Raw genomic sequence first — 12631 nt, 5'->3', positions numbered from 1 at the left:
GTGGGGAGGGGACCGGCGGGGGAGCCGGCGGTGAGGGGAGGTGGTCGTGGCCTACAACCTGCTGACCGTCGACCCCGTCGGGGCCGTCGTCGTCGCCCGCGCGCTCGCCGGGTGCCTGGGGGTCGCCGTGCGGGACGTCGATGTGGCCGATGCCGACGGGGACCCGGAGCTGCGGAACTGGGAGGCACCCGTCCTGTGCCAGTACGAGGCCGTCCGCGGGGACCTGAGCCGGGCATGGGACATCTACGCGGGGGAGTCCGTCGCCGGGCAGCCGCCCGAGGGCGAGGTCGCCGCCGCGCTCGCGAAGGAGGCCGGGACCACCGTGCTGTTTCCCGCCGTCGAGGCGCCGCCCAGCGCGTACTGGGCCGTGACGCCCGAGGGTCTGGTCACCCGGGTCCGGCTCGAACCGTCCGACGACGAGCCGCCGGTCTTCACGGTCACCGCGGTCGAGGCGCCCGTCCCCCAGCTGCCTGGAGCGGTCGTGACGCGGTTCGCCGAGATCGTACGGGAGCAGCGGCCGGACAACCCCTAGGGCCGCGTCACCTGCACCCGGTAGTCCCCCTCGTCGTCCTTCTCCAGTACCGAGATCCGTATGCCGTTGGCCCGGTCCGTGAAGGTGTCGCCCGGCTGGTAGGGGGCGTCGGAGAGTTCGGCGTGGACGTTGGGGAGGCGGGTGCAGCCGGGGCTGTCCTTGGTGCTGTCGGCGACGGAGACGGGGCCCTGGCCGGTGTCCACGTCGGAGCTGACCTTGTAGATGAGGACGCCGGGGCGGCAGACCGCCTGGTCGTTGCCCGCCTGGGTGCGGACCTCGATCGCGTAGCCCGACTCGGCGGTCAGGGGGACGAACGCCAGCTTCATGCCGCCGCGGGTGGCCAGGGGTTCCAGGACGTGGTCCGTCGTGCCGGCGCGGGCGGCGCAGCTGACCTGGTCGTTGTCCAGCCAGCCGAGCTTCCACTTGTGCCAGCCGAGGAGGTCGTTGTTGGCGCCCCAGTCCTCGGACATGATGTCCCAGTGCCCGACCGAGCCGCCGCCCTCCAGGGTGTAGAGGTCGGGGAGGCCGAAGACGTGGCCGTTCTCGTGGGGCAGGACCCGGTAGCCGGTCTGGGCGTACGAGCCGGAGCCGTCGTCCTGGCGGCTGTAGACGAAGGACGTGTTGGACAGCGGGACCCCGTCCGCGACCGGTGCGTCGTCGTTGCCCGAGAACGTCACCGACAGCACGGTGTCCAGCGCCGAGGGGCCGGCGTTCGGGGTGACCAGGATGTTGACCAGGTCGTATTCGTCGAAGTCCACCCTCGGGTCGGCGGCGGCCACGATGTCCTGGACCAGGTGGCGGTAGCCCGGCTCGTACGGGGAGCCGCGCTCGATCCCGTACTCCTCGAAGGGCAGAGGCATCCGCAGCCATGAGCGGATCGGGGCCTCGGGTATGTAGGTGAGCCGGCCGTAGGAGCTCGTCCGGAACCAGTCCGTGGTCTGCGGGAAGAACTCGGCCAGGCGGTCCATGGCCGGTTCGGTGCCCTGCGCGTCCGGGAAGTCGATCATCAGGTTCAGCGCGTGGACGCGGCCGGTGGAGCGCGCGTAGCCGGGCTGCGTCGGCATGCCCTCCGACATCTGCACGCCCATGGACGACGCGATCCGGCAGGGGCCGAGCCCGGTTGCGAGGGGGGCCGTCGCGGCGGGGCCGGCCGACGCGGGGCTCTGCAGGGGCAGCGTGCTGCTCGCCGTCGCCAGTGCCGCGATGACCAGGGCCGTTGCGGCACCGAGAGCGATTGGGCGGCGGTGCTTGCGTATCCGGCGGCGAGGCTGCTGCATCGAGACGCCTTCCGGTGCGCGGCAGCCGGCCGACCCCGGCTGCGCTCTGCCGTCAGCCTCTGCCGGGCGGTCGCGGGCCGCTCGCTGGGTGCGCCGTTCGGTTGGTTTTCCCCAGCGGCGGTGTGCGTGACGCAGGTCACAAAGTGCCGGGAAATAACCGGGGAGGGTTTCCCCGTTTGCACTCGTGTCCCCGCGAAACGGGGAAGCGGTCCCCGGTTGGTTCTCCGGCCGGAACCGCGAGGGAAGAAACGGAAGAGAAGGAGCGCAGCCGTGGCCATCGCCGCCCGTACCGCCACCGCACCCGCGCAGCCGCGTACGCCCAAACCGAGGGCCGACGCACTGCGTAACCGGGAGCGGATCGTGACGGCCGCGCGCGAGATGTTCGTCGAGTTCGGGCCCGACGTGCCGCTCGACGAGGTCGCCCGCCGCGCGGGCGTCGGCAACGCCACCCTCTACCGGAACTTCCCCGACCGGGCCGCCCTCATCCACGAGGTCGTGCTCGCGGTCACCTCCCGTACCACCGACCGCGCCGAGGAGGCGGCCGCCGAGGAGGCGGACCCCTTCGACGCGCTCACCCGCTTCGTCCACGCGGCGGCCGACGAACGCATCGGGGCCCTGTGCCCCATGCTGTCCGGCGGCTTCGACAAGGACCACCCCGAACTGCTCGCCGAGCGCCGGCGCCTCGAAGAGGCCGTCGAAGGGCTCGTCGCGCGCGCCATGTCCGCGGGGCGCCTGCGTACCGACATCGCCGTCGGTGACGTACTGGTCGCCCTCTCCCAGCTCACCCGGCCGCTGCCGGGCATCGCCTGCCCGAACATCGACCGCTTCACCCACCGCCACATCCAGCTGTTCCTGGACGGACTCGAGGCCCCGGCCCGGTCCGTACTCCCCGGAACGGCGGCGACCCTGGAGGACCTGCGGCGCCGGACGTGACGTGATGTGACCCGCGCCCGCCCGACCTCATCGATCCGACCCCGACCTCCCGTCCGTACACGTGCCCGCGCCCAGCGGCACGCACGGTTCGCGATCTCTTGCGCCCTCGCGCGCTCCTAGGTGGCTACTTCCATGTCAAAAACAGCTGATATCCAACTCCCGGACCCCAGCCGCTGGAAAGCTCTGGCGTTCATCGCGCTCGCACAGTTGATGGTCGTCCTCGACGCCACGATCGTGAACATCGCCCTGCCGCACGCCCAGACCGCGCTCGGCATCACCGACGCCAACAAGCAGTGGGTCATCACCGCCTACGCCCTGGCCTTCGGCGGTCTGCTGCTCTTCGGCGGGCGCATCGCCGACCTCTGGGGCCGCAAGCGGACCTTCGTGGTCGGCCTCATAGGCTTCGCGCTCGCCTCCGCGCTCGGTGGCGCGGCGCAGAACCAGGGCATGCTGTTCGGCTCCCGCGCCCTCCAGGGCGTCTTCGGCGCACTGCTCGCGCCGGCCGCGCTCTCGCTGCTCGCGGTGATGTTCACCGACGCCAAGGAGCGCGCCAAGGCGTTCGGCATCTACGGGGCGATCGCCGGTGGCGGTGGCGCCGTCGGCCTGATCCTCGGCGGCTTCCTGACCCAGACGCTGAACTGGCGCTGGACGTTCTTCGTCAACATCCCCTTCGCGGTCGTCGCCGCGGCCGGTGCGTACTTCGTCATCCGTGAGCCCTCCGGCACCCGCAACCGCTCCCCGCTCGACATCCCGGGCGTGGTCCTGTCGGCGCTGGGCCTGGTCTCGCTGGTGTACGGGTTCACCCGCGCAGAGTCCGCGGGCTGGTCGGACGCGCTGACCGTCGGTTCGTTCGTCGCCTCCGCCGTCCTGCTGCTGGCCTTCGTCCTGACCGAGGCCAAGGTCAAGTCGCCGCTGCTCCCGCTGCGCGTCGTGATGGACCGCAACCGCGGTGGCGTCTACCTCTCGCTGGGCCTGGCCGTCATCGCGATGTTCGGCCTGTTCCTCTTCCTCACGTACTACCTCCAGGTCGTCAAGGGCTACTCGCCGATCAAGACCGGCTTCGCCTTCATGCCGATGATCGCGGGCATGATCACCGGGTCCACGCAGATCGGCGCCCGGCTGATGACGCGGGTCCCGGCCCGCAAGCTGATGGGTCCGGGCTTCCTGACCGCCGCGGTCGGCATGCTGCTGCTGACGCGCCTGGGCATCGACTCCTCGTACGCCGCGGTCATCCTGCCCGGCCAGCTCCTGCTGGGTCTGGGCATGGGTACGGCGTTCATGCCGGCCATGTCGCTGGCCACGCACGGGGTCGAGCCGCGTGACGCGGGTGTCGCCTCCGCGATGGTCAACACCTCGCAGCAGGTGGGCGGTGCGATCGGTACGGCCCTGCTGAACACGATCGCCGCCTCGGCCGCCACGGCGTACGCCACCTCGCACGCCGCGCTCGGTGCCAAGAACCCCGAGCTGCTGAAGCTCCAGTCGATGGTGCACGGCTTCACCGGCGCCATCTGGTGGGCGGTCGGCATCCTGGTGGTCGCCGCCGCGATCGCGCTGACCTTCATCAACGCGGGCCGTCCGGGGGCGGCGGGAACCTCCGAGGGTTCCGCCTCCGGTGAGGTGGACGGTGTCGAGGACGAGTTCAAGGTCCCGGTCGTCGCCCACTGATCCGGGCCGCCCCGGCCGGTACGTCTCTGCCCCGGTCCTCCCGTACGCGTACGGGAGGACCGGGGCAGAGGTGCGTCGGAAGCGGGTGGCTCAGCGCAGCCAGGGGAGGTCGGCGTCCGCGCCCTCCGGCTGGAGCCCGGCCGCGAGGACCTTCATGATCTCGCCGAGCGAGCGGACCTGCTCGGGCGTGAGGCGGTCGAACATCGCCTGGCGGACGGCCTTCACATGGCCGGGCGCGGAGCGGCGGAGCATCTCGTGGCCCTCGTCGGTGAGGACGGCGTTCTGGCCGCGCTTGTCGGAGGGGCAGTCCTCGCGGCGCACCCAGCCGTTCTTCTCCAGCCGGGCGACCGCGTGGGAGAGGCGGGAGCGGGTGATCTTGGCGTCCTTGGCCAGTTCGGTCATCCGCAGCCGGCGGCGGGGCGCCTGGGAGAGCTGGACGAGCAGGCCGTAGTAGATGTGCGGCATGCCGGCATCGGCCTGCAACTGGCGGTCGAGGTGATCCTCCAGGAGCGTGGTGGCGTGCAGATACGCCCGCCAGACGCATTGTTCTTCGTCGGTGAGCCAGTGCGGCGCACCGGTTGATGCCGTGGTCATGTACTCCACTGTACGACCTTTTCTTGAAAGTTGAACTAGATAGAGCTAAGGTCTCCGAAGGTAGGAGCTTGAAGATTAAAGAATCTTTCCTGCCGAAGCCTTCCATAGAAGACTTACCTTGAGTAGCCGCAGATGGGGAGTGTCATGACAATCACCGCGGAGCGCATGCCCGCCCTCTACCTCTCCCACGGCGCCCCGCCCCTGGCCGACGACCCCGTCTGGCCCGGCGAGCTGGCCGCCTGGTCGGCGGACCTGCCGCGCCCCACCGCCGTCCTCATGGTCTCCGCGCACTGGGAGGAGGCCCCGCTCGCACTCGGCGCGACCGAGACGATCCCGCTGGTCTACGACTTCTGGGGCTTCCCCGAGCACTACTACCAGGTCGGGTACGCCGCCCCCGGCGCCCCGCAGCTCGCCGAGAGCGTCCGCAAACTGCTGCGCGGCGCCGGTACGCCCGTCCAGGACATCCCGGACCGCGGCCTCGACCACGGCGCCTACGTCCCGCTCGTCGAGATGTTCCCCGAGGCCGACATCCCGGTGCTCCAGATCTCGATGCCCACGCTCGACCCGCAGAAGCTGATGGACATCGGGCGCAAGCTGGCGCCGCTGCGCGACGAGGGCGTCCTGATCATCGGCAGCGGCTTCTTCACGCACAACCTCGCCGCCCTGCGGCACACCGGAGGCGGCACCCCCGGCTGGTCGGCGGAGTTCGACGACTGGGGGCGCCGCGCACTCCAGGCGCAGGACATCGACGCGCTCCTGGACTTCGAGCACAAGTCCCCGGCGGGCCGCCTGGCACACCCGCGCACCGAGCACTTCGCCCCGCTCTTCGTCACCCTCGGCGCCGCCGAGCAGGAGCTCGACCAGGGGCGCAGCGTGATCGACGGATTCTGGATGGGGCTCGCGAAGCGCTCGGTGCAGTACGGATAGACCCGTGCGGTGCGGAGGGGGACGGGCCGTCAGAACACCGGCGGGTTCAGCTCCACCGAGCGCAGCGCCGCCGCCAGGGCCCTTGCGTCGCCCACGTCCAGCGCGGTGTCCGTGAACTTGATGGTGTGGTCGTCGCCGTGCGCGGCCGCCTGCGCGAACACCTCCTCGGCCGTGAGCGACGCCCCGTACCCGGCCGGCAGGGCGACCGGCCCGGCGGGGGAGTAGGCGGCCGTGACCGCCGCGCTCGCCGCCCACGCGGCCCCCACGCTCGGCGCCCACAGCTCGCGCGGCAGCGCCGGCAGCGTCCGCAGTACGGCGTTGGGCGCGGTCGCCGCGTGCACCAGCATGACCGGCGAGCCGTGCCCGTACTCCGCGTAGCGGTGGGTGGCCGCCCGCACCAACTCCTCCAGCCGGTCGCGCGCCTCGTCCGCGCCGGTCACCGCCGTGCCCGTCCACTGCGGGAACGCCGTGATCTGGGCCAGCCGGGCCCGGATGCCGCCGCTCTGGTCCGGCACCCTCGGCACGGCGTCCAGCGCGTCGCCGGCGGTACCGGCCGGGGCGAGCGGGGTCAGCGGCGGCAGCGGCTCGTGACGGGCTGCCCAGTAGCCCAGCGCATGGGCCAGCTCCTTGACGCGGGGGCCGGTCTCCTCGGTCGTCAGCAGGGTGCGCACGCTGTGACCGAGCCGGATCGCCGGATGCGTGGAACCGCCCGCGATGCCGGGCAGCAGCCGGGGCCACCACTCGGCGAGCACCTCGCGCCACGGCCGGTCCGTCGTCTCCCGCTCGAAGTACACCGCCCAGTCGGCGATGCGGCGCGGGTCGCCGAGGGCCTCCTGCCAGTTCGCCGGGGTGACCTCGGCGAAACGGTCCGGCATGTCCTCCAGCTTCACCCGGTAGTGGTCGAGCCAGCGGTGCACGGCGGCCGACTGGCCGTTGCGGACCAGGGCCTCCACGGCCATGGGTGCGTGATTGGTCAGCCAGCCCTCCCGCTCGGGGCCGGAGGAGTGCAGCCGCTCCAGGGCCTCGTCGAGCGTGCCGGAGGTGTCGGGGGCGGTGGTGTCGGGCGCGGTGCGGGGCGTCGTCTCGTTCATGCCAGTGACGCTAGGCACTCGGTGCGCGCCCGGTAACGGCCCGTGGTCCCAGGGGCCGGGGGCATGGGGCCTAGGACTCCGGTCCCGGGCCCTCGGAAGCCGGAACCAGGACCGGGAGATCACGGGAACACGCAACCCGCGACCCGTACCGGACGTCTTCCGGGGTACTAGCGCGGAAGAGCCACCGCAGAGCACCGCCGAGAGCGCGCGTGGGGCCCCGAAACGCCCTCGGCACCCGTTCCGACCTGCACGGACGTGCCCGGCTGCGTCATGCGACCGTCTCGATGGCGAGACAGGGTACTGCATGATCGCGAAATTGAATGCCAGGCGTGGGAATTCTGTCCGGATTCCAGTCGTTGTTTCCATCGGATGCAGGGCACCCGAGAGGGTGTCGCGACCTACTCAGCAAGGGAGCACGCATGGCAACCCGTGCCGTCGCCCGTCGTTCGTCCGCCACCGGCGGGACCAACCGGGCGAGCAGTGTTCGCGCCGTGGGCGGAGAGATCGCCGATCGCGACCTGGTCGGCATGTACCTGGACGAGATAGCGCGTACGCCGCTGCTCGACGCCGCCAAGGAAGTCGACCTCTCCCAGTCCGTCGAGGCGGGCGTCTACGCACGCCAGATCCTCGACGGCGGCGTGGAGAGCGACGCCGGCGGCGCCTCGCGCGAAGAGCTGGAGGCGCTGGTCGCCGAGGGCGAGCGCGCGAAGGACGTATTCATCCGTTCCAACCTCCGCCTCGTCGTCGCCGTCGCCCGCCGCTACCCGCGGGCCGGGCTCCCCCTGCTCGACCTGATCCAGGAGGGCAACGCGGGCCTCGTGCGCGCCGTCGAGAAGTTCGACTACGCCAAGGGTTTCAAGTTCTCCACGTACGCCACGTGGTGGATCCGCCAGGCCATCACCCGCTCCATAGCGGACCAGTCGCGCACGATCCGGCTCCCCGTCCACCTGGTGGAGGAGCTGGGCCGCATCCGCCGGGTGCAGCGCGAGTTCAACCGCGAGAACGGCCGCGACCCGGAGCACGCCGAGATCGCCGCCGAGCTGGGCTCCACCCCGGGACGCGTCGGCGACGTCCTCGACTGGGCCCGCGACCCGGTCAGCCTCAACATGTCCGTGGACGACGAGGGCGACACCCAGTTCGGTGACCTCCTCGAAGACACCTCCGCCGTCTCGCCCGAGCAGTCGGTGCTCACCCTGCTGCGCAGCGAGGAGCTGGAGGAGCTCATCGGAAAGCTCGACAACCGCACCGCGTCGATCATCCGTATGCGGTACGGCATCGAGGACGGCCGGGAGCGCACGCTCACCGAGGTCGGCAAGGAACACGGCCTCACCCGCGAGCGCATCCGCCAGATCGAGAAGCACGCGCTCCTCGAATTGAAGCGAATGGCTCACGACACGGGCTTTGACGCTGCGGCCTGAGCCCCGGTCCAGTAACCTCCGAATTGGGCCGCTTCACCCGGCCCCCTGAGCTGAGTCCCGGCGCCCACCCCCCCTGGCGCCGGGGCTCATCCTTTTACGCGCCGCCCCCGGCGGACCTCACGATCCCGCCGCACGGCTCAGCCGCCCGCCCAGATCCGCGACGTACGCCACCAACTGGGGCGGCTGGTGCACGGTGAACTCGCAGTCCACCATCGCCATGCGTACCGCCACCCACTCCAGCGAGTCCCGCATCACCGTACGCAGCCGGCAACCGCCCTCCCCCTCCGGCTCCAGCGGGCCGATCGAGCCGGGCAGCCGCGACGCGACGAACTCCGGCGGCGCCGCGAAACTCACCTCCACCTCCGTCTCCGGCTGTCGGCGCGCCATCGAACTGCTCAGGAACTCCGCCGCGTCCCCCGCCGGCAGCTCCCTCGGCGTGAACCGCGACCCCGTCGCGAACGGCTCGCTCACCCGGTCCACCCGGAACGTGCGCCACGCCTCCCGCTCCAGGTCGTACGCCACCAGGTACCACCGCCACCCCGTGCTCACCAGCCGGTACGGCTCGACCTGCCGCCGCGACTCGGCGCCGTCCCCCGCCCGGTACGCGAACCGCAGCCGCTCCCGGCCGGTGACCGCCGACGCCATCACCGTCAGCGTCCGCGGATCGATCGTCGAACCGTCCCCCCGGGCCAGCGGCATCGTCGCGTTCTGCAGCGTCGAGACCCGGTGGCGCAGCCGCGACGGCAGCACCTGCTCCAGCTTGGCCAGAGCCCGTACGGAGGCCTCGTCGACGCCCTCGATGGCATGGCCGGCACCGGCCCGCAGCCCCACCGCGATGGCGACCGCCTCCTCGTCGTCCAGCAGCAGCGGCGGCATGGCCGTACCCGCCACGAGCCGGTACCCGCCGACCGAACCGCGCGACGCCTCGACCGGATAGCCCAGGTCACGGAGGCGGTCGATGTCGCGGCGGATGGTGCGCGGACTGACGTCGAGCCGCTCGGCGAGCTCGCTGCCCGGCCACTCGCGCGGCGTCTGGAGCAGGGACAGCAGATTCAGCAGACGTGCCGGAGTATCGGTCATGTCACTCAGCATGCGCGCCCATTGGGTCATGAACTGACCTAGTGGCCGTTTACTTTCTATCCATGACTTCCCCCGCACCTCAGCCGTCGCCGACGCCACCCTCGACGGAAGCCGCCCCGGCGGCCCCGGCCCCGTCGGACCGCCGCCGGTGGTTCGCCCTGGCCATCGTGATGACCGCGGCCTTCATGGACCTCGTCGACGTCACGATCGTCAACATCGCCATCCCCAGCATCGAGCGCGACACCGGCGCCTCGTTCAGCTCGATCCAGTGGATCGTCGCCGGCTACGCCCTGGCCTTCGCCGCCGGGCTCATCACCGGCGGCCGGCTCGGCGACATCTACGGCCGCAAGCGGCTCTTCCTCATCGGCATAGGAGGCTTCACCCTGGCCTCCGCGCTCTGCGGCTTCGCCGCCAACCCGGAGATGCTCGTCGCCTCCCGCTTCCTCCAGGGAGCGACGGCGGCGCTGATGGTGCCGCAGGTGCTGTCCATCGTCCACGCCACCTTCCCCGCCCACGAGCGCGGCAAGGTCTTCGGCCTCTTCGGTGCGATCGTCGGCCTCGGCGCCGTCTCCGGACCCCTGCTCGGCGCGCTGCTCACCGAGTGGAACATCGCCGGCCTCGAATGGCGCCCGATCTTCCTGATCAACCTGCCCGTCGGCATCCTCGGCCTGGTCCTGGGAAGCAAGTTCATCACCGAGTCCAAGTCGCCCAAGGCCCTGCGCCTCGACCTGGTCGGCGTCGTCCTCGTCACGCTCGGCATGCTGATGCTCATCTACCCGCTGACCCGCGGCCGTGAGCTGGGCTGGCCGCTCTGGGGCTACCTGTCGATGGCCGGGAGCGTCCTCGTCTTCCTCGTCCTCGTCCTGTTCGAACGCGCCAAGGCCGGCCGGGACGGCTCGCCGCTGGTCGAGCTGTCGCTGTTCCGGGTCCGGAGCTTCGCCGCCGGCATCGCCGTGCAACTGACCTTCGGCATCGGCCTCGGCATCTTCTTCCTGGTCTGGACCCTGTACATGCAGATGGGCCTCGGCTGGAGCGCGCTGCGGGCCGGCACGACCGGAATCCCGTTCTCCGTCTCCGTCTCGGTGGCCGCCGGCCTCTCCGTGCAGAAGCTGGTGCCCCGGTTCGGCCGCAAGGTCCTCCAGACGGGCGCGCTCCTCATGGCGGCCGGCCTGCTGCTCTACATCTGGGAGTCGAACCACTACGGCATGGAGATCACGTCCCTGCAGATGGCGCTGCCGCTCGTGGTCATGGGCGTCGGTATGGGGCTGATCGTGGCGCCGCTGGCCGACGCGGTGCTCTCCGAGGTGCCCAAGGAGCACTCCGGTTCCGCCTCCGGCCTGTTCAACACCGTGCAGCAGATGGGCAACGCGCTCGGACTCGGCCTTGTCTCGGTCGTCTTCTACGGGGCGATCGGCGACCGGCTCACCCCGGCGCGGATCGGCCCGGCGTTCGCCGACGCCTTCGAGCAGTCGCTGTGGTGGGTGACCGGCGTGCTTCTGGTGATCTTCGTGGTGATGTTCGCCCTGCCCGCCAGGCCGAAGCAGCACGTGGAGGGCGCCGTGGCGGACGAGCCCGCCACGGCGGAGACCGCCAAGGAGCCGGTGCTCACGCACTGAACCGACGGCGTACGCGGCAGAGTCACCGGTGCCCGCATCCCCCCGAGGGGCGCGGGCACCGGCATGCGACGAGCCGGGTCAGCAGATACGCGTACGTGCTTCCATCGCGCCGCGCGCCGCCTTCTCGTCGCCGTACACCTCGCACATGTGACGGCCGTCCGGCGTCGCCGTGTGTTCGACCTCCCACAGGCTTGTCTCGCTCCCGTCGAGCAGCAGGAACGCGTGCTCGTACAGCGTGAACCCGGCGTCCCGGCCCTCCACCCGGCACTGACGCCCGAAGACCTGCGTGATGTGGTGGGCGAACGCGGCCCGCAACAGCACGGCGGTCTCCTCACCGGGCACGTCGCCGTTCTCCGCGCGGCGCAGCACGCGGCGGGCGTGGTCCGCGGAATTGTCCGGCGCGTACATCCGGGGGAGCGGGGCCGGAGGCGCGGCCAGCAGGGCCGACATCAGCTCAAGATCGGCCTGCGCCCCCTCGTCGTCACCGAAGTCCGGGACATCCCACAGGCTGCCGGTCAGCCGCGCGGCGGCGATGTGCGCGTCGGCCTCGTCGTCGTACAGCTCGTGCTGCCGGGTGTCCGGATGACCCGCCCCACGAGGACCGCCGTGCACCAGCTCCCACAGGGTCAGCGCGGAGCCGTCGCCCAGCAGATACGCATGGCGGTAGGTCTCGCGGTGCAGGAGGGCGCTGTGGTGCGAGGAGTGCAGGGAACTGCTGTGGGCGAGCGCGGTGCCCAGCCGCTCCACCGTGCTGTCGGGCAGGTCGAACGAATTGAGAGCCCGTCGCAGGATTCGTTCGAGGTGCTGCTCGGTCGTCTCGTGCGGATCGCTCAAGGTGCTGTCTCCAGGCCGTCGCCGCGTGTGACTTGATGCGTGCTCAACGTAGCCCCTGGGACTGACATCGGACCGGGGTTCGGAAAAACGCACGGGGCGCACGGAAGGTTCCGCGCACGCCGCCCGGACTTCCCTACGCGGAGGGCGAGCCGGACTCCCCGCCCCGGCCGCCCGGCGCGTCTTCGCCGTGCGGGAACGGCCCGTAGAGGTCGGTGTACGAGGGAAACGTGCCGCCGCCGTCCCGGCCCTCGACGCCCGTGGCCGCCCGCACCGCCTTCACGATGGCCCGCGCCACCACCTCCGCACCCGCCGCGAGCAGGGGATTGAGCGCGACGGGGTCCTCCGCGCCCAGGTCCCGCAGGCCGGTGGCGAGCGCGAACACGGTGTCCCCGTCGGTCATCAGATGCACCGGCCGGATCGCACGGGCCAGCCCGTCGTGCGCCGTGCCCGCCAGCTTCTGCGCCTGGGCACGGGTGAGGCCGGCGTCGGTGGCGACGACGGCGAGCGTGGTGTTGAGCGGGGGGCGCGTGTTCGCCTCGCGCGCCTGCGCCAGGCGTCGTCGCGCCGCCTCATGGACCCCGGCCGGCGGGGCGACGGCCGGCTCCTTGCCGCCGTACTCCCCGAACAGCACCCCCGTACGGGGGTGCTGTTCGGGGAGTACGGC

The 12631-nt window shown here is 71.5% G+C and carries 12 protein-coding genes; 6 read left to right on the top strand and 6 right to left on the bottom strand.

The genetic code is table 11. From position 1 onward, the window contains the following. The first annotated feature begins 46 nt into the window (after nt 1–46). Nucleotides 47–532, top strand: a complete 486-nt coding sequence (locus EAO73_RS30955) for a hypothetical protein (protein ID WP_147974824.1) — start codon at nt 47–49, stop codon at nt 530–532. Here the strand turns inward: EAO73_RS30955 and EAO73_RS30950 are convergent. Then, nucleotides 529–1809 (bottom strand): M6 family metalloprotease domain-containing protein, encoded by a 1281-nt coding sequence (locus tag EAO73_RS30950; protein WP_147974823.1) that lies wholly within the window; start codon nt 1807–1809, stop codon nt 529–531. The two genes, EAO73_RS30955 and EAO73_RS30950, sit on opposite strands and share 4 nt — an antisense overlap. A gap of 270 nt (nt 1810–2079) precedes the next feature. Between EAO73_RS30950 and EAO73_RS30945 the strand changes: the two genes are divergently transcribed. Continuing rightward, on the top strand, nt 2080–2742 hold the full coding sequence (locus EAO73_RS30945; protein WP_147974822.1) for a TetR/AcrR family transcriptional regulator: 663 nt from the start codon (nt 2080–2082) through the stop codon (nt 2740–2742). A 132-nt stretch (nt 2743–2874) separates the two neighbouring features. Further along, entirely contained in the window at nt 2875–4407 is a 1533-nt protein-coding gene (locus EAO73_RS30940; protein WP_147974821.1) for an MFS transporter, read from the top strand. A 90-nt stretch (nt 4408–4497) separates the two neighbouring features. Here the strand turns inward: EAO73_RS30940 and EAO73_RS30935 are convergent, their stop codons facing one another. Further along, on the bottom strand, nt 4498–5010 hold the full coding sequence (locus EAO73_RS30935; RefSeq protein WP_147974820.1) for a MarR family winged helix-turn-helix transcriptional regulator: 513 nt from the start codon (nt 5008–5010) through the stop codon (nt 4498–4500). Nucleotides 5011–5145: 135 nt separating this feature from the next. Between EAO73_RS30935 and EAO73_RS30930 the strand changes: the two genes are divergently transcribed. Beyond that, nucleotides 5146–5928: a dioxygenase gene (locus EAO73_RS30930; protein ID WP_147974819.1), complete on the top strand. Its 783-nt coding sequence runs from the start codon at nt 5146–5148 to the stop codon at nt 5926–5928. A 29-nt stretch (nt 5929–5957) separates the two neighbouring features. Here EAO73_RS30930 and EAO73_RS30925 read toward each other — a convergent pair whose 3' ends face one another. Then, complete coding sequence (locus EAO73_RS30925) at nt 5958–7019, bottom strand: questin oxidase family protein (protein WP_147974818.1); 1062 nt, start codon at nt 7017–7019, stop codon at nt 5958–5960. 419 nt (nt 7020–7438) lie between these two features. Here EAO73_RS30925 and EAO73_RS30920 point away from each other — a divergent pair, with 419 nt between their 5' ends. After that, on the top strand, nt 7439–8437 hold the full coding sequence (locus tag EAO73_RS30920) for an RNA polymerase sigma factor RpoD/SigA (RefSeq protein ID WP_147974817.1): 999 nt from the start codon (nt 7439–7441) through the stop codon (nt 8435–8437). Nucleotides 8438–8554: 117 nt separating this feature from the next. Here EAO73_RS30920 and EAO73_RS30915 read toward each other — a convergent pair whose 3' ends face one another. After that, nucleotides 8555–9517, bottom strand: coding sequence for a helix-turn-helix transcriptional regulator (locus tag EAO73_RS30915; protein WP_147974816.1), 963 nt, complete (start codon nt 9515–9517; stop codon nt 8555–8557). 62 nt (nt 9518–9579) lie between these two features. On the opposite strand from EAO73_RS30915, the gene EAO73_RS30910 reads away from it, so the two are divergent. Continuing rightward, nucleotides 9580–11133, top strand: a complete 1554-nt coding sequence (locus tag EAO73_RS30910) for an MFS transporter (protein ID WP_147974815.1) — start codon at nt 9580–9582, stop codon at nt 11131–11133. 78 nt (nt 11134–11211) lie between these two features. On the opposite strand, the gene EAO73_RS30905 is transcribed toward EAO73_RS30910, so the two are convergent. Beyond that, nucleotides 11212–11967 (bottom strand): DUF6227 family protein, encoded by a 756-nt coding sequence (locus EAO73_RS30905; protein WP_147974814.1) that lies wholly within the window; start codon nt 11965–11967, stop codon nt 11212–11214. A gap of 133 nt (nt 11968–12100) precedes the next feature. Then, nucleotides 12101–12631 (bottom strand): P1 family peptidase (locus EAO73_RS30900; protein WP_191134290.1); only part of this gene is annotated, 531 nt, incomplete at its 5' end.

The organism is Streptomyces sp. col6 (assembly GCF_008042035.1).
Lineage (GTDB): Bacteria > Actinomycetota > Actinomycetes > Streptomycetales > Streptomycetaceae > Streptomyces.
Note: the sequence above shows the minus strand (reverse complement) of the source record. Positions and strands in the feature narration are given on the sequence as shown.